Consider the following 21,292-nt stretch of genomic DNA (forward strand, 5'->3'; position numbering starts at 1 on the left):
GAAGGTTAGCGCCAGAACACGACTTCGCAATCGTAACTCCTGCCACGGCCAATCAAACAGTAATTCGCTTTTCGACAGCGGAGCGAACATTTGCGAACGCTTCCGCTTCCTCAATCACCAAGGTCGGGTCCTTTTCGACCCTGTGCCTCGAAGTGTAATACGTTACAAAAACTCGGTCAATATGTTTATTATTATCTGTTTTCGAAATGCCGGAGATTTCTCGCAGGGGTTCCGCAAGAAATCTCCGGCCCGCAGGCTTCACGCCATGACGTATATCGACTTGGTGTTCTGATAGGCTGCGATCGCCTCAGGCCCGAATTCCCGGCCGAGGCCGCTGGCCTTGATGCCGCCGAACGGCGCGCCCAGGGAAGGCATGTAGCCGTTCACGCCCACTGTGCCGCTGGCCACCTTGCGAGCGATCTGCGTGGCATGATCGCCGTCCGCGCTCCAGACCGAACCGCCGAGGCCGAACGCGCTGTCATTGGCGATGCGGATGGCTTCTTCCTCGCCGTCGTAGGGGATCACGGAAAGCACCGGGCCGAAGATTTCCTCCTGCGCGATGCGGGCTCCATTGTCGACGTCCGCGAAGATGGTCGGCTCCACGAACCAGCCCTGATTGGTCGACTGCGGACGGCCACCACCCGCGACAAGGCGCGCCTCCTGCTTGCCGATGCCGATGTAGCTTTCCACCCGGTCGCGGTGTGCGGCCGATGCCATCGGCCCTACCTGCGTCGCCGGATCGAGCGCATCGCCCACCACCAGTCCGTTCGCGAACTCGGCCAGCGCGCCGACCACTTCGTCATAGCGGCGACGCGGTGCCAGCACGCGTGTGCCGTTATAGCAAGCCTGCCCGTTGTTGAGCATGCTGGCCATCGGCACGCCCTGCAGGAACGCGCCGACATCGACGTCGTCGAGCAGGATCGCGGCGGACTTGCCGCCCAGTTCCAGCGTGACCGGGCGCAGCAGTTCGCCGCAGGTGCGCGCGATCGCCCGGCCCGCGCCGGTCGATCCGGTGAAGGCGACCTTGTCGATGCCGGGGTGCGAGACGAGGTAGGCGCCGACATCGCGGTCGGCCGCGACCCAGTTGAGCACGCCTGCAGGCACACCCGCTTCCAGCGCCGCCTCGGCGAGCAGGTAGCTGTCGAGGATCGTGCCGGGTGAAGGCTTGATGACGACGGTGCAGCCCGCCGCCATGGCCGGAGCGATCTTGTTGAGCGCCAGCGTCACCGGGAAGTTCCACGGCACGATCGCGGCCACCACGCCGATGGCGGAACGCTCCACCAGCGTCTCCTTGCCCATCTGCGAAGGCCGCACGTCAGGCGCGCCGAGGCCTTCGGCAAGCTGCGCGTAATACTGCACGACGCCTGCGCCGAACTGCCCTTCCAGCAGCGTGCTGAGACCGATCGGCATGCCGTTCTGCGCACTGACGGTGCGGGCGATCTCATCCCCCCGCGCCGCGACGGCGGCGACGAAGCGCTGCATGACCGTCGCGCGATCCGCCGGGCTGGCATCGGTCCAGCCCGAGCTTTCGAAAGCCTTGCGCGCTGCAGCCACCGCCACATCAACGTCGGCCTCGACTGCTTCGGGCGCGCTGCCGTATTCCTCTCCAGTTGAGGCGTTTACCAGCGTGAAGCGGCGGTCACTGGCGGGGGAAACCCACTGGTTGCCGATGAAGAAGGCGTCCTTGGATATCGTCATCGTGGTCATCCTCTTGTGGTATGGGGGTGTCAGGCGCGCGCACCGGCGGCCGAACTGGCATCGGTAAACTTGTCGTAGTGAATGGCGTCCAGCGCGACGCCCTGCGCCGTCAGTTCGGCGACGGCGGCATCGATCATCGGCGGCGGGCCGCACATATAGGCCTGCAGATCCTGCGATCCGCCGAGTTCGGCGATGGCGTCGGCGATCTCCCGCGTGACCAGACCGTGGCGGACGCCTTCGACCTGCTCTTCGGACAGGACCGGCCGAAACAGGAACTTACCCTCCCAGCGAGCAGCTATCGCTGCAATGTCTTCAAGACAGTAGAGATCGCGCTCTCCGCGCCCGCCGAACAGCAGCACGACGTCGCGCGCCACGTTGCGGGCAGCCGCATCTTGCAGCAGGCTCATCAGCGGCGACAGACCGCTCCCGCCGCCGACCAGCAGGATGGGCCCCTCGCCCGGCCGCAGCCAGAACCCGCCGTGCGCGCCCTCGATGGCGAATTCGGTGTCTGCCAGTTCGCCTGCGAACAGCGCCTCGGTGAAAGCGCCGCCCGGCACGCGGCGGACGAATGCGGACACCGTCCGGCTGCCTTCCGGCGCAGGGGCATGGCAGAACGAATAGGACCTGTGCCCCGGCCCCGAAGGCCACCGCACGTTCATGTACTGCCCGGCCTTGAAGCGCAGCGGCGCATCGACCTGCCAGGTCACCTTGCGGATGTCGTGCGTCAGATCCTGCACCGAAACAATTCGGCCGCCAACCGTCACCGGCGCCTCCTCCGCATCCGGCAGATCGACCTCGATGCGCAGATCCGATTCGGGGATCGCCTGGCAAGCCAGGATATAGCCCGCCTGCAGTTCCTCGCGGCTCAGCGTGTAGCCGAACGGCGTTATCGCATCGACCTTCCCCGAGAGCAGCCGCGACCGGCAACTGCCGCAAGTGCCGACCGTGCAGTCGTGCGGATAGGCCAGCCCGTTTTCGAGCGCCTGCTCCAGCACCGTCTTGTTCCGACCGACCGAGAAGGTCGCCCCCGAAGGGACAAGCTCCACCTGCGGCTCGGGCTTCTTGCCGAATAGCTTCTTGAACATGGTCCTATCCCAAATCGGCCGATTCTCGGTGGTCCGGCTTACGATCCAACTATCAGCGGATGCTGCAAAGCACAAACTCGTAAATCTGTTGACATTCGATTCGAGCTACATAATTTACGTATCAAGGTCACGCAAAAAACGTAAAAGTGATCTGGGAATGGGAGAACAGCATGAAAGCGATTCGCTGCGTGAGCATCTGCGCGCTCGCCGTCGGACTCACCTCGCCTGCCTTCGCACAGGAAAGCCAGGATACTGCCAGCCAAGGCGGCCTGCACGAGATCATCGTCACCGCCACCAAACGCTCCGAAAACCTGCAGGACGTGCCGGTCGCGGTTTCGGCGATCTCGTCTGAAACGCTGCAGTCCAAGGGCGTGTTCGAGACCTCCGACCTCAATGCCTCGATGCCGAACCTGCAGGTGTCCTCGCCCTATGGTTCGCAGCAACCGAACTTCTCGCTGCGCGGCGTCGGCGTCGGCACCGAATTCAACGCGAACGCCGCCTCGCCCGTCGGCGTCTATGTCGACGAGGTCTATCAGGCGTTCCGTTCCAGCCACGGCCAGCAGCTCTACGATCTCGAGCAGATCGAGGTCGTGCGCGGCCCGCAGGGCACGCTTTACGGCCGCAACACCACTGGCGGCGCGATCAACTTCATCACCCGCAAGCCCAAGCTCTCCGGCACCAACGGCTATGCCACCATCGGCTACGGCAATTACAACCGGATCAACGGCGAGGCCGCGATCGAAGTCACGCCGGTGGAGGACAAGGTCGGCATCCGCATCGCCGGAACTTACGTCGATTCCGACCCCTACTTGCGCAACCGTCTGGCGCCCGGCTTGAACACTTCGGCAGCGGGCGGTGCATCGGGGCTGAACCAGGTGAATGACCGCTCGCCGGGCGGCACCAAGAGCTACGGCATTCGCGGCACCCTGCGGATGAAGCCGACCGATACGCTCGATATCACGCTCAAGGGTTACTACGCCAAGGCCGTCGGCGGCACAGAGCCACCGCTGCCGACCGGGCAGTCGAAAACCAGCGACGTCATCGATTATACTTCGCCCAATTTCCTGCTCGGCGGCCTGTTCGGATCGCTCGCCCCGGCGGGTCTGCTTCCGGCTTCGTACAGCCAGTCGGGCGAAGGACTCGGCCTCAAGGAGATCCAGGCCGACACCATCGGCAAGGCGCTGACCCGCTCGGAAGGTGTCGTTCTGACGGTCAAGGCGGAACTGGGCGACTCGCTCGATCTGGTTTCGGTCAGCGGCTACGATTCCGGGCGTTACCTGCAGTCGATCACCGACTGCGACGGCACGCCGCTGCGCATGTGCGCGATCGGCTATCAGTCCAACTTCAATGCCTTCAACCAGGATCTGCGCTTCGTGCTCGACCGGCAAGCGTTCAAGCTGATCCTGGGCGGCGGATACGGCCGCGACTCGATCACGGCGGACAACCGCCCGGACTTCTTCAATTTCCTGAGCGACGTGCGCGCGGCGGTCGGCCTGCCAGACACGTATTTCAACCCGGGCGGCGCCTTCAACGGCACGGCGCTTTCGGCTGGCTCCCTGCCCACCGGCATCCGCGCGACGAACCATTCCAAGCAGAAGCGCACCAGTTGGGCCCTCTACGGCGAGGGCAGCTACGAGATCACGCCGACCCTGAAACTGACGGCGGGCCTGCGTTACACGATCGACAAGACACGCTTCATGGACGGCATCACGACCTATTACGACGATGCCGGCAATGCGCGGATGATCACCGTGTCGGACTTCAACGATCCGGCGCTGGGCAACACCTACTTCATCGAGCCGGTGCGCGACGAAGCCGGCAACATCGTCATCCCGTCCTACCGCGACCTCGGCGTGCCGATGCCCGGCGGGCTTGAGCGCAGCGGCAAATCCAAGAAGTTCACCGGCCGCGCGATCCTCGACTGGAAGCCGGTCGACGACGTGATGCTCTATGCCAGCTTCAGCCGCGGCTACCGGGCGGGCACCTTCAACGGCCTCGCCTACGGCAGCGCCAATCAGGTCTACTTCGTGCGGCCAGAGCAGGTGAATGCCTACGAGATCGGCTTCAAGTCTCGCTTCCTCAACAACCGGGTGCAGGTCAACGGCGCGTTCTTCTACTACGATTACAAGGGGCAGCAGGGTCAGGTGGTGGATAATACCGCCACTGCCAACCTCATCGCGCTCGACGGCACCCTCAAGGGCTTCGAGGCGGACATCCAGTTCGCCGCCACCGACCGCCTGACGCTGACCGCGTCGGTCGGCATCCTCGACAGCAAGTACAAGGGATACGATCAGGCCGCCTGCGCCGCCAAGGATCTGTCCGGGCAATTTCCCGCGCAGGACGGCTCGTGCGTCCAGACCTCGGGCGGCAACGTCAGCGTCGGAGGCAATCCCTTCCCTTATGCCGCCAAGTCCTCGCTCAACTTCGGGTTCGACTGGGACGCGGCGGAACTGGGCGGCGGCACCATCAAGCTACACGGCGATGCCTCGTACACCGGCCGGTATTACTTCGACTCGTTCAAGGACTATAGCCGCGGCCCGCTCCCGAGCGTCGCCAGCGGCAAGTTCGGCGAGGGCAACGGCGACTACTGGCTGCTGAACGGGCGCATCTCCTACGATACGCCGCGCTACACGATCTCGGTCTGGGGCAAGAACCTGACCAACAAGGTCTATTACCCTTACGGCATCTCGCTCGAAAACCTGTTCGGCAACGGCTACCGCGTGCGCGGCCTGCCACGCACGTACGGCATCGAGGCGACGATGCGCTTCTGACGGTGACTGGGGCGGGGCCGATGGTCCTGCCCCTTTTTCATGACCTTACGACAACGAGAAAAATGGGAGAGTGCCGTGGAGAACCCCTACAAGTACGTCCGGATATGCGCATGGGGAGGCCCGATCCTCCTGATCGTCACCATCATCTTCTGGGGCATTCTGGGGCGCAACATTCCGCCCTACTCCGCCGGGCTTTCCGCCGCCGAGTTCAAGGCGCAGTTCGCCCCGGTGGCGGACCAGATTCGCGTCGGCATGACCGTGACGATCGCCTGCTCCGTCCTCTACTTCGTGTGGGGACTGGCGATCACCAAGGTCATGGAGAAAGTCGAGCGGCACAACAACGTGCTCTCCACCCTGCAGTTGTGGGGCGCCGGGTTCACGACCCTGATCTTCGTCATTCCCTGCGGCATCTGGCTGACCGCCACCTTCCGCGCCGACACGCTGGAGCCCGGCACGCTGCAGATCCTGTTCGATCTGGGCTGGATGATCTTCGACCTCGCCTACTCGCTCACCACCCTGCAGATGGTGGCGCTGGGCGTGTGCTTCCTTTCGGACCGGCGCCAGGTGCCGCTGTTCCCGGCCTGGGTCAGCTGGTTCAGCATCTGGGTGGGCGTGATGTTCGTGATCGAGGCGCTCAACCCGTTCTTCAAGACCGGCCCGTTCTCGCGCAGCGGCACCGTCAATTACTGGCTCGAGTTCTCGATCTTCTTCCTCTTCATGGCGATCATATCGGTCTATCTGTTCAAGGCGATCGACCGTCTGGTCCGGGAAGAGGCGCCCTGACCGTGCATGGCCAGCCAGGCGCGGGCAACCTGCGCGAACGCGACCGGACGCTGCCCGGCGATCCGGGCGTGTTCTTCTTCATCACGGCGGACATGGCGATGTTCGCGGTGTTCTTCCTGCTGTTCATGGTTGGGCAGTTCCAGGACCCGGAAGGCTATCGCGCCTCACGCGCGGCGCTCGACCCGGTGCTGGGGCTGACGAACACGCTGATCCTCGTCTTCAGCGGCTGGTGGATGGTCCGCGCCGTCGAAGCCGGGCGCGAGGGCGACTGGCGGCACGCCCGGACGCGGGTGCTGGCGGCAATGCTTTTCGGCTCCGCCTTCGCCCTGACCAAGGGCTACGAATACTACGCCAAGGTCTCTGCCGGCGTCACGCTGACCTCCAGCGAGTTCTTCGGCTACTACTTCGCCTTCACCGGCATCCACTTCCTGCACTTCGTGCTCGGAATCGGCGTGCTGGCGGTCACCGTAGGCAAGCTCGCCAAGCCCGAAGGCGCGAAAACGCTGGTCTGGCTGGAGAGCGCCGCCGCCTACTGGCACATGGTCGACCTGCTGTGGATGGTGCTGTTTCCCATGCTCTACCTTGCGGGAGGCACGGCATGAGCGGCCGCTTCGGCAGTACCGCCACCCTGCTCGCTCTCGCCGCGCTGTCTGTGGGCAGCTTCCTGCTCGTCGAAACGGAAGCGGCGTCCCTTGTCGTCGGCCTTGCCGCCGTCGCGATCGCACTGGTCAAGGCGTCGCTGATCCTGAACCGCTTCATGCATCTGGAATGGCGCCACCGGCCTTTCGCGCCGCTGCTGCTCGCCTGGCTCGGTATCGTCGGCGTCATCCTCGGCGGAGGACTATGCGCTTTGCCCTGGAAGGCTCCGACGCACATTCCTGTCGCCGTGAATGACAGGACTCTTCCCTTCGAGATAATAAAGTGATTAACTGGTTTAGAGGCGGTTCCTGGAATCGCTCGGCCGTATTGCCATCTGTGCCGTCTCCCGGCGCAGCACGGCGTTAGCGGACACGGACAATGGCGCCGGCAACAAGCCGGCGCCGATATGAGAATGACGGAGAGTTTGTCCTCGATGACCGATCATACCATGCGCATAGAGCGCGACGGCGCCCTCGCCCGTCTCGTCTTTTCCCAGGCAGAGCGTGGAAACCCCATCAACGCCGAATTCTGCGGGGCATTCCTCGATGCCGCAAACACGATCTCGGAAGACCCGTCGATCCGGGCCGTGCTGATCATTGCCGAGGGCAAGAACTTCAGCTTCGGCGGCGATATCGCCACGTTCACCGGTGAGCTCGACCGCCTGCCGATGATGATAAAGCGGTGGACCGCTGCTCTCCACGTCGGCATCGCCCGCTTCGCACGCATGGACGCGCCGGTCGTCGTCGCCGTGCAGGGCATGTCGGCGGGGGGCATGAACGGGCTTGTCGCGGGGGCGGATTACGTCGTCGGCTCGGCCACTTCGCGCTATCTCGCCGCTTATGCGGGGATCGCCTTCTGCGCGGATGCCGGAACCTCGATCATGCTGTCGCGTCGCATGGGCATCGCCCGCGCCAAGCGCTTCCTGTTGATGAACGAACTGCTCGATGCCGACGCCGCATTCAGCGCCGGGCTGGTGGACGAAGTCGCGGCGCCTGAGGATTACCTCGCCCGCGCCGAGGCCGTCGCGCGCCAATTGGCCGAGGGTCCGACCCGCGCCTTCGGGGAAATCCGCCGCCTGTTCCTGAGCGTGGAGGACCAGCCCCTCGAAACCCAGCTCGAACTGGAGGCGCTGGCCCTCGCCCGCTGCGCCGGGACCGCCGACGCCCGCGAAGGCATCACCGCCTTCGCCGAAAAACGCAAACCCGTCTTCAAGGGGGAGTGACGCCATGTGGCTATATCCCGAAGTCCGCACGATGGGCGAATTCATCGAGTATCACGCCCGCCACACGCCCGATCGCCGCGCGCTGGTCTATGGGCAGCGCAACATCTCCTTCGCCGAATACGACCGGGCCGCGAACCGCATCGCCAATGCCCTCGTCGCCCACGGGATCGGTCCGGGCGACCGAGTCGGTTTCCTCGGCCTCAATTCGCCCGACTTCTATTTCTCGCTGATCGCGAGCGCCAAGACGCGCGGCGCTTTCACCGTGTTCAACTGGCGCCTTGCCGCAGGCGAACTGGCGCAGTTGATTGCGGACAGCCGCGCCAGCGTGGTGCTGGTCGAGCGCTCGATGGAAACCCTGTGGAACGAGGCCATAGCCATCGCCGGGCATGCTCCGGCGGCGATATGGTTCGACGAGGCGGACAGCATCGAGGCCCAGTTCGCCCACTACCCCGACACCCGCCCCGACCTGTTCATCAGCGAGGAGGACATCGCCGTCCAGCTCTACACCTCCGGAACGACGGGAGTACCCAAGGGCGTGATGCTCAGCCACGGCGGCTTCAACCGCATGCGCCTGTGCGAGCATCTCGAACCCGCCTATGAGTGGGTGGACGGCGACATCTTCATCAATCCTCTGCCGAATTTCCACCTGCTTTCGATCGGCATCGCTTTCCAGTGCCTCTACAACGGCGTCGCCATTTCGGTGGTGCGGCAGTTCGATCCCGGGCTCGTCTGCGAAGCCATCCAGCGCGATCGTCCCACGCTGGTGACGCTGACGCCGACGATGCTGCAGATGCTGCTCGATCATCCGCGCGCCGCCGACACCGATTTCACCTCGATCCGGCTGACGCTCTATGCCGGATCGCCGATCTCGCTCGGCCTCATCAAGCGCGCGATCGTGCGGATGCCGGGCAAGTTCATGCAGTTCTACGGCGCCACCGAGGCGGGCGGTGCCTTCTCCATCCTCCGCCCGGACGAGCATGACCTCGACAACGAGGCCAAGCTGCAGAGCTGCGGACGGCCGTTGCCACTGATCGAATTCCGCATCGTCGACGCGCAAGGGAACGAACTCGGCATCGACGAGCCCGGCGAGCTACTGATCCGTACACCGTCGATCACAACCGGCTACTGGAACCAGCCCGAGGCGACCGCCAAGGTGCTCAGGCACGGCTGGTATCACACCGGCGACGTCGCGCGCCGGGATGCGGAAGGCCTCTACTACATCGTCGATCGCCTCAAGGACATGATCGTGTCGGGTGGCGAGAACATCTACTGCGCCGAAGTCGAGAACGTGCTCTCCACCCATCCGGAAATCGCGACCGTCGCGGTGATCGGCGTGCCCGATGCGCGCTGGGGGGAAGCGGTCATGGCCTGCATCATTCGCCATCCCGGCAGCACCGTCACCGAACCCGAAGTCATCGCCCATGCCCGCACGGCGCTTGCCGGGTACAAGGTGCCCAAGCGCGTCGTCTTCATGGAAAGCTTCCCGCTGATCCCCAGCGGCAAGATCTCGAAGAAGGACCTGCGCGCGCCCTATTGGGAAGCGCACGGAAGGAGCGTGGCATGACCGGCATGCACCCGCACCTATTCGCGCCGGTTCGGATCGGGACGCTCGACCTGCCCAACCGTGTCATCATGGCCCCGCTAACCCGCGCCCGCTCGGGCCCGGACCAGGTGCCCACCGCGCTGATGGCGCAGTACTACGCCCAGCGCGCCGACTGCGGGCTGATCGTGTCGGAGGCTACAGCCGTCGATCCGCTCGGAATGGGCTGGTATGGCGCGCCGGGCCTCTACAACCCGGAGATGGTCGCGGGATGGCGTGTGGTCACCGACGCCGTCCATGCCGCCGGTGGGCGGATGTTCGCCCAACTGTGGCATATGGGCCGTCTCGTCCTGCCTGACTATCTCGGCGGAGACTTGCCGATCGGTCCTTCGGCGATCGCCGGAGAAGGCGAAACGATGGCTCCGCCGCCGCCCGGCTACACCGGCGGCTTCCTGCCGATGAAGCCCTACGTCGTCCCACGCGAAATGGACCAGGCCGATATCGACCGCGTCGTCGCGAGTTACGGCGCGGCGGCGCGCAATGCGGTTGCCGCAGGGTTCGACGGCGTCGAGATTCACGGCGCCAACGGCTACATCATCGACCAGTTCCTCCAGTCGAAGACCAACTTGCGCAGCGACGGCTATGGCGGCGACGTCTCCAACCGGGCGCGCCTGCTGCGGGAGATCATCGAGGTCGTGGCGGCGCAGGTCGATCCCGGCCGCATCGGCCTGCGGATCAGCCCCACCAGCGAACGCAAGGGCATGGGTGATGAAGACCCCGGCGCCCTCGCCGAAACGATAGGGCAGATCGCCAGTGAGTTCGGCATCGCCTATGTTCATCTGATCGAGCCGATCGCCTCGGGGTTCATGGAAAAGCCCCGGCATCCGGTCATGGACCGGCTGCGCGCGTCCTATGCCGGAGCGGTGATCCAGAACGGCAGCTTCGACGCGGCGACCGCCGATGCGTTCATCGCTGCAGGGCAGGCCGATGCGGTATCGTTCGGACGCCCCTACATCGCCAATCCCGATCTGGTGGAGCGCATGCGCGAAGACCGGCCATTGGCTGCGGCGAACTTTGACTACGCCTATGTCGGCGGAGAATGCGGCTATACCGACTATCCCCGGTATGCCGGGTAATGATCGCGACCCTGCCGGAATTATCCGGCGGGTCGGATCAGCCGCGTAACCGCCTCGATAAGCGCCTTGCGTGTCGAGGCACGGTCATACCCGAAGGCCGTGTTGAGCACCGCGCGGCCTTTCATCCACATCGCGAAGGCCGACGCCTGCTGGCGCCGCAGCGAGACGAGGCCGGCCCAGATTCCGCGCCCGGCCTGATAGCTGGCGGTGCCGTCCAGTATCCGCAAGTGCTCGACGAGGGGAAGCAGTTCCGGCTCCCGCCCTGACAGCAGCGCGACTTCGCCAATCGTTCTCGCGAAGGACACGTAGAACCCGTTGTCGCCGCTCCCGTCGGCCGGCGAGATCGCGTTCGCCATGCCTTCGGCCCAGTCCTCCAGCGTAAGCGGCTTGTCCTTCGCGCTGTATGGATTCAGCGGATCGGCCACCTTGTGGATCATGGCGCGCCACATCGCCTGATTGCGAAAGTTCGACATGCCTCCAAAATGATAGGCGATGATCGAGGGAGACACGCCAAGGTTGCCGGCGATCCGCCGCTGGTTCACCTTCTCGATCCCGTGTTCGAACAGGTCACGCGCTGCCTCTGTCAGCAGCCGTTCGCGCAGGTCGTCTGGATTGGGCGGCGCGCGCATAGCGAAACTTTCGAGCCTGGGCTCCAGCAAGGCGCTTATGCTGTGCTCTTCATCCCACGATAGATCGAACATTGCCGCCAGGAGTGCACGCAAGGTCTCGCGCTGCAGGATGGGATATTCGGCGAAGGAATCGAGGCCTTGCGCCCAGACTTCCTCCATGCACAGGTAAGTGACCAGCGCTTCGGCAAAGCTGCGGTCCCGCCCCTGCCCCTCCAGAATATCGCCCCACGCCCGGACTCGCATATCGTGCCAGGCTTCGACGTGACGCAGGTTGCCGGCCACCGCTTGCGGATGGAACAGCACTTCCGACCAGAAGCGGGCATTGTCGCTCCCATGCCGTAGCCGGATATAGTTCGCGGTCCACTCGACGAAGTTCAGATAGCCGAGCGGTCGGCCGGCGATCTCTGCGCTCAGCCTTTCGTGAAACGCGGTATCTTCGGCAAGTGCCTGCTGCAGCGCCGCTCGAAGGAGGCCTGACTTGTCGCCGAAATGATGGACGATCGCCGCGGTCGTGACTCCGGCGTTCGCGGCTATGGCGCGCATCGGCATGTTGCGGATGCCTTGCCGCGCGATCCCCTCGACAGCTTTCCCGACAAGCAGAGATTTCAACGGATAGCCGTCCTGTCCGGACGGTGCCGCTTCCTGGAGAGCCTGTACCGACATGACCGCACCTTACAGGCCCACGGGTTGAGCGCAATGACCTTGCGTGACATCGAACATAACGAATGAACAGTTATTGCTCATCACATGATTTATATATATTATTATATATCAATATTTTAATTCGACGCCGAAGTTAGATTTGGCTCGATGACAAAACAGGATGGCAAATACCTCTTGTTCGCTTTGATTAATCAGGTTACCAATTTTCAAACAGCCGAATGAGTCGGCGAACGAATGGAGAGGAAGGACGCGAGCGCCGGGGCACAACCGCCGATCGAGCGCGCTGATGCGAACTTTCCAAAAGTCTTCAAACAAGGCCGTCACGCAGATTGCGGCCGGCGAGGCACCCCCACGACTGCAGGAGACAGCGGCCGATGAACGTCATCACCTCGATCCCGAAGTTTGCCGACAGGCACGCCTACAAGCACGATCTTGCCCCGGACGGCCGCGAGGCCCTCGCGCACATGCTTATCATTCCTGAGCACGGAATAGCCGGCTTCATCTATCCCAGCCTGCGCGGCGGCGGCACGGCGAAAGTGCGCACCACGCTTTTCGGCCCAGGCCTTGGCGAAGAAATCCACGAGGAGATCGAAGGCGAGGCCCCCGACCTCGATTTCGACGACTGGCGCTTCGGACCGCTGGAAATGGCCATCGTCGAACCTCACCACAAAGTCGAACTGCGCTGGAAGGGAGAGCGCATCCAGTTCGAGGGCACGTACGAGGCCGCCTATCCCGTCTATGCCTTCAGCTCGCACCCGGACGGCCTGCCACCTTACTACGGCGATGATCGCACCGAGCAGCACGGCAGGGTCACCGGCCAGTTGGCCGTCGACGGCAAGACCTTCAAGGTCAACGGCTGGCTCGTGCGCGATCATTCATGGGGACCGCGCGTCTGGGGGCTCAACCAGCATTACAAGTGGTTCCACGCAGTCACTGCCGAAGCGTCGATCCATTACTTCGAAATGCAGTCGTTCGGCCGGCGCCACCTGCAAGGCTATCTCGTCAAGGACGGCAGGATGACCCACCTCGTCGATGCCGAGTACGACTACACGTTCGACGAGAACATGATGCAGCAGACTTTCGATTCCACCGTATTCGACGACGAGGGCCGCACGGCGCGGGTGGAATGCAAGGCGTTCGCCAACATCCGGCTCGACTTCGATCCGATAACCTATCTTTGCGAGGCACCCGTCACCGTGACCATCGACGGAGTCCCCGGCGCCGGGTGGTGCGAGTTCTGCTGGAACAAGGACTATTACAACTTCGCCCGGCAACATGTGGCGAAGTACGGCCAGTAGAAAGCCGGGCCGACCATGACTGCCCTGACGATGAGGTTATCCCGATGGCTACGGTCCATTCGACCAGTACATCCGCCTTCGCATCCACGCCGGACCGATCCGATCTGGAGCCCGGCATCCGGGCCGTGCTCGATCGGCGGGCACTGCGAAAGGCGGCCAGCGACGTCTATCGCGTCGCGTCGATCGCAGAAGTTGAGGAACGCCTGTCCCGGTTCCTGGCAAGCGTCGCTCCGGGCCTGATCGCCAGCGGCGTGCGCCGGCTCGGCGGCGGCGCGTCCAAGGAACAGTTCTACTTTGAAATCGGCGGCGGCGCTGCTCCAGCGCAGGCCTACGTGCTACGCATGGAGCCGATCCAGTCGATCTCGGAATCGGACCGGGGCCGCGAGGCCGACCTGCTCAACGCGGTGCGGGGCATAATTCCCGCGCCAGAACCGGCATGGCTCGACGCGGAAGGGACATTCTTCGGCCAGCCCGCAGCCATCATGCATTTCGTCGCCGGTGTGACCAAGCCGAGCGACAACGGCAATACGGTAACCGGTCTGGGCACTTATCTGGGGCCGGATCTTCGCGGCAGGATCGCACCGCAATTCATCCGCAATCTCGCCGCCATCCACGCGCTGGACCTTGCCGATCCAAACCTTGCCAGCTTCCAGCGACCGGACGCCGATCCCTGGCAGGCGGCGCGCTGGCAGGTGAACTGGTGGGCTCGCCTGCACCGCGAAGACGTGGTCCAGGCCCATCCGGTGCTCACACTCGCGGAAGAGTGGATGTATGCCAACCTGCCCGCCGCGACCGATCTGGTGATGGTCCACGGTGACTATCGGACCGGAAACTACCTGTTCGACGAGGACAGCGGCGAGATCACCGCCATGCTCGATTGGGAACTGGCCCATATCGGCGACCCGCACGAGGATCTCGCGTGGACGCTGCAGCGGATATTCGGTTCGTCCGAGAACGGCGTGCACCTTGCCAGCGCGATGCTAACGCGCGAGGACTTCATTGCCGCATATATCGCGCAGACAGGACGATCGGTGGATCCGCGTTCGCTGCATTTCTACGAGATACTCTCCGCCTACAAATGCGTGGTTATGACGCTGGCGACCGGCATGAAGACCGCGCGCGACCGCCACAATCATCAGGACGTCCTGCTCACCTGGCTGGCACCCGCAGGATACATCTTCGTGTCCGAACTCTGCCGCCTTCTGGATGAGGCAACCGCACCATGAATCCATCGATCGAAGATCGCCTCGGCAGCATGATCCGGGCCATGGAAGAAGTCGTTCTCCCCGAACTGCGGGGACGCAAGGGGCTTGCGGAGGAGCAGGCATCGCTGGTGCTGGGGCATCTCCACCAGTTGCGCGCGCAGGCAGGCCTGAACACGCATTACGAAGACGCCGAGTTCCGCGCACTCGCAACGTTGGCCGCAGAACTGGTCGCAGCAGCGAGCGGCGGCCCGGTGACGACATCCGCAGCGCATGAATTGCGGTCGGCGGCCATGCCCGCAACCGACGATGACGCCCTGCGGGCAGCGACCGTACGGACGAGCGCCGCCATAGCCGCGCTGATCGCCGCTGCGCACGTCGATGGAGATACCCGGTTCCGCACTGCCGTCTACCGGCAGGTGCTAGGCCACGGGGCCGCGACCGCCCTGCGCGACCGGAGCTGGTTCGCGATTACCGGGTTCGAAGGCCCGGACACGGAACTGCCGTCGATGACGGCTGCGCTCACGTAGTTTCGGCTTTTCGGGCCGCGAACACCGGGCTCACAAGTTACGACGGAGGGGACTGTCGAAGATGAATTCCCGCCCCGTTCGCTCTCGATCTCGAAGGCGCTTTCAGGGTGAGCCAGCTCATCCGTCTGGAACCGCGCACTTACGGGATAGAGGCGAAGATGCAATTCCAGGCACGGAGAGATCGCATGCACCCTGTATTCGTCACCCTCGAACTCCATTTCGCACCGGGCATGATAGAGACGTTCCTGACGCAACTGCCCGGCATTCTCGAAGAGACGCGCAGGACCGACGGCTTTGTCGCCATCAGTGCCCATCGCCATCATGCGGACGCCGACAGACTCATCCTTTCCGAGCAATGGCACAGTGCGCTGGCCTATCAGACCTACCTGCAGGCCCGCATCGTCTCAGGGCTGTTCACGGACCTGGCCAAACTGCTCGTTGGGGACCCGCGCATCGACATCTGGCAGCCCGCTCATCTCACCGTAACGCCGCCAGTCGACTGACAAAGAAGGCGCGGGAGGCAAACTCTCCCGCGCCCTTTTCATGTCAGCCTGCGTCTGCCAGACAGCGGCGCGCCTCGGCGTATTCGTCCACCAGCGTACCGATCCATTCGCCTGCAGGCCCCGCGACCTTGACCGCGCCGATGCCCTGCCCGGCGCTCCAGATTTCCTTCCACGCCTTGGCGTTGTCGCCGCCGCCGTCGATGTTGATCGCCTTGCCCGCCGCGCGCACGAGGTTGTCCGGGTCCAACCCGTTCTCGACGATCGAGGGGCGCAGGAACGTCGCCTTCACGCCGGTGAACGAGTCGCTGACGAGGATGTCGTCGGCCGTGCAGTCGACGATCATCTGCTTGAAACCGACCTGCGTGTTGGCCTCTTCCGACGCAAGGAAGGCCGAGCCGACATAGGCGAGGTCAGCCCCCATCGCCTCGGCCGCCAGCACCGAGCGGCCGTTGGCGATGCAGCCCGAGAGGATCAGCAGCCCGTCCCACCACTCGCGGATTTCCTGCACCAGCGCGAAAGGCGAGATATTGCCGGTGTGCCCGCCTGCCCCGGCACCGACAGCGATGATCCCGTCCACGCCCATCTGCGCCGCCTTCTGCGCATGGCGGTTGCGCACCACGTCCTGGAACACCAGCGCGCCGTTGTCCTGAAGCCGCCGCACAAGGTCCGGGTTGGCCGCCAGCGCCAGCACCACGATCGGCACCTTGTGGCGCAGCACTACCTCGAGGTCCGGCTCCAGCCGCGAGTTCGAGGCATGGGCGACGAGGTTGATCGCATAAGGTGCGTCGCCCACTTCGGCCTTGATGCGGGCGATGTCGGCATCGAGCGCCTCGGTCGTGCGCGGGTTCAGTGCGGGCATCGAGCCGATGATCCCGGCCTTGCACTGCGCGATCACGAGGTCCGCGGTGGAGGCGATGAACATCGGCCCCGCCATCACCGGAATGCGCAGTCTGCCCTTGAGGGCGGCGATCTCTTCCCTGTTCATCGTCCTATCGCTTCCATGTTATCGTGCCGTCATCCAGCACCTTGCGATCCCCAACCAACGCGCGGAACCGCGCCGAGGCATCGCCGTCCTTCCATATCTCGAACGTGACTGCGTCCCCGGGCATGACCACGCCCGAAAACTTGCAGGCAAGCGCCCCCACCGCCCCCGGATCACGCCCCAGCGCACGCGAAACCGCCACGCCGGCGACGGCATAGCTCGCCAGCCCGTGCAAGATCGGGCGCGGGAAACCGGCCTTCGCCGCGAAGCCCGGATCGAGATGCAGCGGGTTCCAGTCCCCCGACAGGCGATAGATCAGCGCCGCGCGCGGCGAGATCGCGTAGTGCCCGACCGCATCGGGAGCGCCGACCGGTTCGAACTTCGCCTCGCGCGGGGCTTCGGGGCCGCCGAAACCGCCGTCGCCGCGCAGCAGCAGGGTCTGGCGCAGGCGGCAATGGACGGCGTCGGTATCGGCATTGCTGATCTCGCGCTCCAGCACCAGCACCGCGCCTCGCCCCTCACCCCGGTCGGTCAGCGAGACGACGCTCGCCGTCCCTGTCACCGTGGCGCCGGGGGGCAGCGGCTCGAAGAACTCGGCTGCCTGCGCGGAATGCACCAGCTTGCCGAAATCGACCCCGAGCGCCGGCTCGCGAATCCACATGCCGGGCGAACACAGCGTCACACCATAAGTCGGCAGAACCCGCAGCGATCGTTCATCGAGAAACGCGAGATCGCCCGCGTCGCACGGATCGTGCCCCAGCCCGACGCCCAGCGCATAAAGGATCGCGTCACGCTCGGCATAGGACTGCGTGCGCACGCCGAAGCCGTAGTCCCGGATCGCGTCGGGCCGGATCATCGTCACACCGGGTCCCAGGTGAACACGTCGCCCGAGCGGTGGAGCGGGTAGAAGTCGTTGGCGAACTGCGGGAACACGCGCTCGGTGATCGTCTCGGGCGTCCAGCCCTCGGCGGTGTGGGCGGTGCGGATCGGACGCGACTGCGAGAACAGGTAGATCTCGTTGTTGCGCACGCCGAAGACCTGTCCCGTCACCTCCTTGCCGCCATCGCTGCACAGCGCCGCGCAGAACGGCCCGATCTTGTCGGCATCGAGCTTCTTGAGGCCCTCGACCCGCTTTTGCTGCTCGGGCGTGTCGGTCGGGATCGAACTGACCATGCGCGTCCACGCCCAGGGCGCCACCGCATTGGAGCGCACCCCGAAACGCTGCATGTCGATGGCGATGCACTTCGACATGCCGACGATGCCCAGCTTGGCCGCCGCATAGTTCGCCTGCCCGAAGTTGCCGACGAGCCCGGTCGAGGAGGTCATGTGCACGAAGGCGCCCGAGCCCTGTTCCTTGAAGAACGGCGCGGCGGCGCGGCTGGTGTGGAAACTGCCCATCAGGTGCACATCGATCACCGCGCGGAAATCCTCCGGCGTCATCTTGTGGAAGATCACGTCGCGCAGGTTGCCCGCGTTGTTCACCACCGCATCGATCCGGCCGAAGCTGTCGATCGCGGCCTGGACCATCGCCTGCGCCCCGTCCCATTCGGCGACGCTGTCGTGGTTGGCGACCGCCTGCCCGCCCAGCGCACGGATTTCCTCGACCACCTGCTCGGCGGGCGAAGCGCCCTCCTCACCCGCGCCGCTAAGCGCCACGCCAAGGTCGTTGACGACCACCGCAGCACCCGCCTTCGCCATGGCCAGCGCGATGCCGCGACCGACGCCGCGACCGGCGCCGGTGACGAGCACGGCCTTGCCTTCCATCATTCCCATTGTCGTATCCTCAGTAGCTCTTGGGAAGGTCGAGGACCTTCTCGGCGATGAAGCTCATGATGAGCTGCTCGGTGATCGGCGCGAGGCGCGTCAGCGCGGCCTCGCGGTACAGTCGCTCGACATGGTACTCCTTGGCATAGCCAAAGCCGCCATGCGTCGCGACCGATTGCCACGCCGCGTCATGACAGGCGCGGGCGGCAAGGAACTTGGCGGAATTGGCCTCGGCTCCGCAGGGCAGGCCGCTGTCGTAGAGGCGCGCGGCCTTTTCGACCATCAGCCAGGCGCTCTGCAGATACATCCACTTTTCCGCGAGCGGGTGCTGGATCCCCTGGTTCTGGCCGATCGGCCGGTCGAAAACCACGCGCTCCTTGGCATAGTTCACGCCCCGGCGCAGTGCGTCGGAACCGATGCCGGTGGCGGCGGCGGCGATCAGGATGCGCTCGGGGTTGAGCGAGTGGAGGATATAGCCGAAGCCCTTGCCTTCCTCGCCGATGCGGTCCTCGTCGGGGATGAACAGGTCCTCGATGAAGATCGCGTTCGAATCCACCGCCTTGCGGCCCATCTTGGGGATCAGGTGGACGTCGATCTTGCTGCGGTCGAGATCGGTGTAGAAGATGGTGATGCCGTCCGTCGGCTTGCTCACATCCTCGAACTTGGTCGTGCGCGTCAGCAGCATGATCTTGTTCGCGACCTGCGCGGTCGAGGTCCAGACCTTCTGGCCGTTGACGCGGTAGCCGCCGGGCACCTTCTCGGCGAAAGTCTTGATCCGCGTGGTGTTGAGACCGGCATCGGGCTCGGTGAAGCCAAAGCACACCTGATCCTCGCCCGAGACAAGGCGCGGCACCCAGCGGGCCTTCTGCTCCTCGGTGCCCTTGACCACGATCGGGTGCGGTCCGAACAGGTTGATGTGGATCGTCGAAGACGCGGCGAACCCGCCGCCGCAAGAGGCAACCTCGCGGATCATCGTCATCGCCTCGGTCACGCCGAGGCCGGAGCCACCGTATTCCTCGGGCATGGTGATACCCAGCCAGCCGCTTTCGGCCATGGCGCGGTGGAATTCGCGCGGGAACTTGCCGTCGTCGTCGCGGGCGAGCCAGTATTCGTCGTCGAACGGCTTGCAGACCGCGCGCACGCCTTCGCGGATGGCTTCGAGATCTTCCTCGGTTGGAAGCGGACGGGGTGCACTCATGACGAAATCCTCGTTGAATGGGACTGGATGCGGCGCAGCAGGTCGGGCCCGCGCCAGAGCAGCCAGGCGGCGTTGACCATGTTGCCGGTGCAGCAGGTGACGATGAACAGCACGACCACGAGCGTCAGGTTACGTTCGTAGGCGTAGATGATGAGCGAGAAGAGCAGGAAGCCGGAATAGGCATCGGCCCAGACGTAAAGGCCCCAGACCACCGACCACACGTGGAGCTGGTCCGGGATGACCTCGCCGGTCGCGAAGGCATAGAGAAGGAACGCGGTCAGGCCGACCACGATCGCAAGGCTGGCGCCGCGCGCGAAACCGCTCATCCATCTTCTCCTGCTGCGGCCAGCGTCTTGTGCGCGGCCTTGAGGTGGGGAATGTCGAACATCTTTCCGTCGATGCCGATCGTACCGAGCTGCGGATTGGCGGCGAAGGCATCGACGATGCGGCGGGCATGGGCCACTTCCTCCTCAGACGGGCTGAAGCAGCGGTTGATCGTGTCGACCTGATCGGGATGAATGGCGATGCGGCCGAGGAACCCGTCGCGCCGGGCCTTGCGGCAATCGGCCTCCAGCCCCTCGGGATCGCGGAAGTTGGCGAAGAGCGTGTCGATCGGCACGACCCCGGCCGAGGCCGAGGCGAACAGGCACTGCGCGCGGGCAACCTGATAGGGGAAGGTCCAGGAGCCGTCGGGCTCCTTGTTGTCCGTCGCGCCGATGGCGGCGCCAAGGTCTTCCGCCCCCCAGGTCAGGCCGACGAGGCGTGGGTGCGGCGGCGTGTAGGACTGCAGGTTGAACATCGCCAGCGGCGTCTCGGTGGAGACGACGGCGATCTTCACCGTGCCCGCCGCCATGCCCGCCTCGGCCTCGAGCCGGTCGAGCTTGCGGGCGATTTCGGCGATGTCCTCGGCGCCATTGGCCTTGGGGATCAACAGTCCCGCAAGGCCGGGGCGCACCACGGCGGCAAGGTCGTCGTCGATCAGCCCGCTGTCGAGCGGATTGGGCCGCACGAACAGCGCAGCGCCGACCTCGCCCGCGCGGTCGAGCCAGCCCGCGACGATGCCGCGCGCCTCGGGCTTCACCGCCGGAGCAACCGAGTCCTCGAGATCGAGGATCAGCACGTCCGCCGCGGTCTGCGAGGCTTTTGCGAACTTTTTCTCGCTGTCGCCCGGCACGAAGAGAAGCGAGCGCAGCCTCACGCCGGCTTCCTCAGCATAAGCGCATTGCGCTTGGTGCGGCAGACGATCTGGTCGTTCTGGTTGAGGCCGATATGCTCGAACAGGACGATGCCCTGCGTTGGGCGAGACTTGCTGGCGCGCACCTCCAGCACATGCGTTTCCGAGCGGATGGTATCGCCGGAGAAGACCGGGTTCGGAAACACCGTATCGGTCATGCCGAGGTTGGCGACCGTGGTGCCCAGCGTCGTATCCTGCACCGACAGGCCGATCACCAGTCCCAGCGTGAAGATCGAGTTCATCAGCGGCCTGCCGAACTCGGTCTGCGCCGCATAGTCGTGATCGACGTGAAGCTGCGCCGGGTTGAAGGTCAGCGACGAGAACAGCATGTTCTCGTATTCCAGCACGGTCTTGCGGATTTCGTGCCGGATCACCTGCCCGACCTCGAACTCCTCGAACCAGAGGCCTGCCATCG

General features: G+C 64.6%; 21 protein-coding genes. 11 read left to right on the forward strand and 10 right to left on the reverse strand.

Translation table 11 applies throughout. The annotated features are described in order from the left end of the window. Positions 1–258: 258 nt before the first annotated feature. Together PKE80_RS04500 and PKE80_RS04505 are read right to left on the reverse strand one after the other, a co-directional pair. Entirely contained in the window at positions 259–1,698 is a 1,440-nt protein-coding gene (locus PKE80_RS04500; RefSeq protein ID WP_271181472.1) for an aldehyde dehydrogenase, read from the reverse strand. 29 nt (positions 1,699–1,727) lie between these two features. After that, complete coding sequence (locus PKE80_RS04505) at positions 1,728–2,783, reverse strand: 2Fe-2S iron-sulfur cluster-binding protein (RefSeq protein WP_271181473.1); 1,056 nt, start codon at positions 2,781–2,783, stop codon at positions 1,728–1,730. A gap of 170 nt (positions 2,784–2,953) precedes the next feature. Between PKE80_RS04505 and PKE80_RS04510 the strand changes: the two genes are divergently transcribed. From PKE80_RS04510 to PKE80_RS04540, 7 genes are all read left to right on the forward strand, one after another. Continuing rightward, on the forward strand, positions 2,954–5,554 hold the full coding sequence (locus tag PKE80_RS04510; protein WP_271181474.1) for a TonB-dependent receptor: 2,601 nt from the start codon (positions 2,954–2,956) through the stop codon (positions 5,552–5,554). Between the two features lie 75 nt (positions 5,555–5,629). Next, positions 5,630–6,337 (forward strand): hypothetical protein, encoded by a 708-nt coding sequence (locus tag PKE80_RS04515; RefSeq protein WP_271181475.1) that lies wholly within the window; start codon positions 5,630–5,632, stop codon positions 6,335–6,337. Positions 6,338–6,339: 2 nt separating this feature from the next. Further along, positions 6,340–6,939, forward strand: coding sequence for a cytochrome c oxidase subunit 3 (locus PKE80_RS04520; protein ID WP_271181476.1), 600 nt, complete (start codon positions 6,340–6,342; stop codon positions 6,937–6,939). Further along, positions 6,936–7,262: a cytochrome C oxidase subunit IV family protein gene (locus PKE80_RS04525; RefSeq protein ID WP_271181477.1), complete on the forward strand. Its 327-nt coding sequence runs from the start codon at positions 6,936–6,938 to the stop codon at positions 7,260–7,262. The genes PKE80_RS04520 and PKE80_RS04525 overlap by 4 nt, the downstream gene beginning before the upstream one ends. 147 nt (positions 7,263–7,409) lie before the next feature. Further along, positions 7,410–8,198, forward strand: a complete 789-nt coding sequence (locus tag PKE80_RS04530; RefSeq protein ID WP_271181478.1) for an enoyl-CoA hydratase/isomerase family protein — start codon at positions 7,410–7,412, stop codon at positions 8,196–8,198. Positions 8,199–8,202: 4 nt separating this feature from the next. Continuing rightward, positions 8,203–9,762, forward strand: a complete 1,560-nt coding sequence (locus PKE80_RS04535; protein ID WP_271181479.1) for a class I adenylate-forming enzyme family protein — start codon at positions 8,203–8,205, stop codon at positions 9,760–9,762. Then, positions 9,759–10,874 (forward strand): alkene reductase, encoded by a 1,116-nt coding sequence (locus PKE80_RS04540; RefSeq protein ID WP_271181480.1) that lies wholly within the window; start codon positions 9,759–9,761, stop codon positions 10,872–10,874. Before PKE80_RS04535 ends, PKE80_RS04540 begins: the two co-directional genes overlap by 4 nt. A gap of 20 nt (positions 10,875–10,894) precedes the next feature. Here the strand turns inward: PKE80_RS04540 and PKE80_RS04545 are convergent, their stop codons facing one another. Next, a complete protein-coding gene (locus PKE80_RS04545) occupies positions 10,895–12,166 on the reverse strand; it encodes a TetR family transcriptional regulator (protein ID WP_271181481.1) in 1,272 nt (423 codons plus the stop codon). Between the two features lie 374 nt (positions 12,167–12,540). Between PKE80_RS04545 and PKE80_RS04550 the strand changes: the two genes are divergently transcribed. From PKE80_RS04550 to PKE80_RS04565, 4 genes are all read left to right on the forward strand, one after another. Continuing rightward, positions 12,541–13,464, forward strand: coding sequence for a DUF7064 domain-containing protein (locus PKE80_RS04550; RefSeq protein ID WP_271181482.1), 924 nt, complete (start codon positions 12,541–12,543; stop codon positions 13,462–13,464). Between the two features lie 44 nt (positions 13,465–13,508). Then, positions 13,509–14,690, forward strand: a complete 1,182-nt coding sequence (locus PKE80_RS04555) for a phosphotransferase family protein (protein ID WP_271181483.1) — start codon at positions 13,509–13,511, stop codon at positions 14,688–14,690. Continuing rightward, entirely contained in the window at positions 14,687–15,196 is a 510-nt protein-coding gene (locus PKE80_RS04560) for a hypothetical protein (RefSeq protein WP_271181484.1), read from the forward strand. The genes PKE80_RS04555 and PKE80_RS04560 overlap by 4 nt, the downstream gene beginning before the upstream one ends. 107 nt (positions 15,197–15,303) lie before the next feature. Beyond that, on the forward strand, positions 15,304–15,699 hold the full coding sequence (locus tag PKE80_RS04565) for a putative quinol monooxygenase (RefSeq protein ID WP_271181485.1): 396 nt from the start codon (positions 15,304–15,306) through the stop codon (positions 15,697–15,699). 43 nt (positions 15,700–15,742) lie between these two features. Here the strand turns inward: PKE80_RS04565 and PKE80_RS04570 are convergent, their stop codons facing one another. The 7 genes from PKE80_RS04570 to PKE80_RS04600 are packed head-to-tail and all read right to left on the reverse strand — an operon-like array spanning position 15,743 to position 21,290. After that, positions 15,743–16,684, reverse strand: coding sequence for an NAD(P)H-dependent flavin oxidoreductase (locus tag PKE80_RS04570; RefSeq protein ID WP_271181486.1), 942 nt, complete (start codon positions 16,682–16,684; stop codon positions 15,743–15,745). A gap of 4 nt (positions 16,685–16,688) precedes the next feature. Beyond that, positions 16,689–17,537, reverse strand: coding sequence for a MaoC/PaaZ C-terminal domain-containing protein (locus PKE80_RS04575; RefSeq protein ID WP_271181487.1), 849 nt, complete (start codon positions 17,535–17,537; stop codon positions 16,689–16,691). Positions 17,538–17,539: 2 nt separating this feature from the next. Beyond that, complete coding sequence (locus PKE80_RS04580; protein WP_271181488.1) at positions 17,540–18,454, reverse strand: SDR family NAD(P)-dependent oxidoreductase; 915 nt, start codon at positions 18,452–18,454, stop codon at positions 17,540–17,542. A gap of 10 nt (positions 18,455–18,464) precedes the next feature. Then, positions 18,465–19,643, reverse strand: coding sequence for an acyl-CoA dehydrogenase family protein (locus tag PKE80_RS04585; protein ID WP_271181489.1), 1,179 nt, complete (start codon positions 19,641–19,643; stop codon positions 18,465–18,467). Then, positions 19,640–19,969, reverse strand: coding sequence for a hypothetical protein (locus PKE80_RS04590; protein WP_036525272.1), 330 nt, complete (start codon positions 19,967–19,969; stop codon positions 19,640–19,642). Before PKE80_RS04590 ends, PKE80_RS04585 begins: the two co-directional genes overlap by 4 nt. Then, complete coding sequence (locus tag PKE80_RS04595) at positions 19,966–20,841, reverse strand: HpcH/HpaI aldolase/citrate lyase family protein (RefSeq protein ID WP_271181490.1); 876 nt, start codon at positions 20,839–20,841, stop codon at positions 19,966–19,968. The genes PKE80_RS04590 and PKE80_RS04595 overlap by 4 nt, the downstream gene beginning before the upstream one ends. Continuing rightward, positions 20,838–21,290: a MaoC family dehydratase gene (locus PKE80_RS04600; protein WP_036525275.1), complete on the reverse strand. Its 453-nt coding sequence runs from the start codon at positions 21,288–21,290 to the stop codon at positions 20,838–20,840. Before PKE80_RS04600 ends, PKE80_RS04595 begins: the two co-directional genes overlap by 4 nt. Between the last annotated feature and the right edge of the window lie 2 nt (positions 21,291–21,292).

Source organism: Novosphingobium resinovorum (genome assembly GCF_027922145.1).
In the GTDB taxonomy this organism is placed as follows: domain Bacteria; phylum Pseudomonadota; class Alphaproteobacteria; order Sphingomonadales; family Sphingomonadaceae; genus Novosphingobium; species Novosphingobium resinovorum.

What these genes read in the sequence shown, in the direction of transcription:
- PKE80_RS04545 (WP_271181481.1), bottom strand. Translation starts at nt 12,166, where the DNA reads ATGTCGGTACAGGCTCTCCAGGAAGCGGCACCGTCCGGACAGGACGGC.
- PKE80_RS04540 (WP_271181480.1), top strand. Translation starts at nt 9,759, where the DNA reads ATGACCGGCATGCACCCGCACCTATTCGCGCCGGTTCGGATCGGGACG.
- PKE80_RS04575 (WP_271181487.1), bottom strand. Translation starts at nt 17,537, where the DNA reads ATGATCCGGCCCGACGCGATCCGGGACTACGGCTTCGGCGTGCGCACG.
- PKE80_RS04510 (WP_271181474.1), top strand. Translation starts at nt 2,954, where the DNA reads ATGAAAGCGATTCGCTGCGTGAGCATCTGCGCGCTCGCCGTCGGACTC.
- PKE80_RS04555 (WP_271181483.1), top strand. Translation starts at nt 13,509, where the DNA reads ATGGCTACGGTCCATTCGACCAGTACATCCGCCTTCGCATCCACGCCG.
- PKE80_RS04560 (WP_271181484.1), top strand. Translation starts at nt 14,687, where the DNA reads ATGAATCCATCGATCGAAGATCGCCTCGGCAGCATGATCCGGGCCATG.
- PKE80_RS04570 (WP_271181486.1), bottom strand. Translation starts at nt 16,684, where the DNA reads ATGAACAGGGAAGAGATCGCCGCCCTCAAGGGCAGACTGCGCATTCCG.
- PKE80_RS04525 (WP_271181477.1), top strand. Translation starts at nt 6,936, where the DNA reads ATGAGCGGCCGCTTCGGCAGTACCGCCACCCTGCTCGCTCTCGCCGCG.
- PKE80_RS04580 (WP_271181488.1), bottom strand. Translation starts at nt 18,454, where the DNA reads ATGGGAATGATGGAAGGCAAGGCCGTGCTCGTCACCGGCGCCGGTCGC.
- PKE80_RS04500 (WP_271181472.1), bottom strand. Translation starts at nt 1,698, where the DNA reads ATGACGATATCCAAGGACGCCTTCTTCATCGGCAACCAGTGGGTTTCC.
- PKE80_RS04590 (WP_036525272.1), bottom strand. Translation starts at nt 19,969, where the DNA reads ATGAGCGGTTTCGCGCGCGGCGCCAGCCTTGCGATCGTGGTCGGCCTG.
- PKE80_RS04600 (WP_036525275.1), bottom strand. Translation starts at nt 21,290, where the DNA reads ATGGCAGGCCTCTGGTTCGAGGAGTTCGAGGTCGGGCAGGTGATCCGG.
- PKE80_RS04505 (WP_271181473.1), bottom strand. Translation starts at nt 2,783, where the DNA reads ATGTTCAAGAAGCTATTCGGCAAGAAGCCCGAGCCGCAGGTGGAGCTT.
- PKE80_RS04585 (WP_271181489.1), bottom strand. Translation starts at nt 19,643, where the DNA reads ATGAGTGCACCCCGTCCGCTTCCAACCGAGGAAGATCTCGAAGCCATC.
- PKE80_RS04535 (WP_271181479.1), top strand. Translation starts at nt 8,203, where the DNA reads ATGTGGCTATATCCCGAAGTCCGCACGATGGGCGAATTCATCGAGTAT.
- PKE80_RS04550 (WP_271181482.1), top strand. Translation starts at nt 12,541, where the DNA reads ATGAACGTCATCACCTCGATCCCGAAGTTTGCCGACAGGCACGCCTAC.
- PKE80_RS04530 (WP_271181478.1), top strand. Translation starts at nt 7,410, where the DNA reads ATGACCGATCATACCATGCGCATAGAGCGCGACGGCGCCCTCGCCCGT.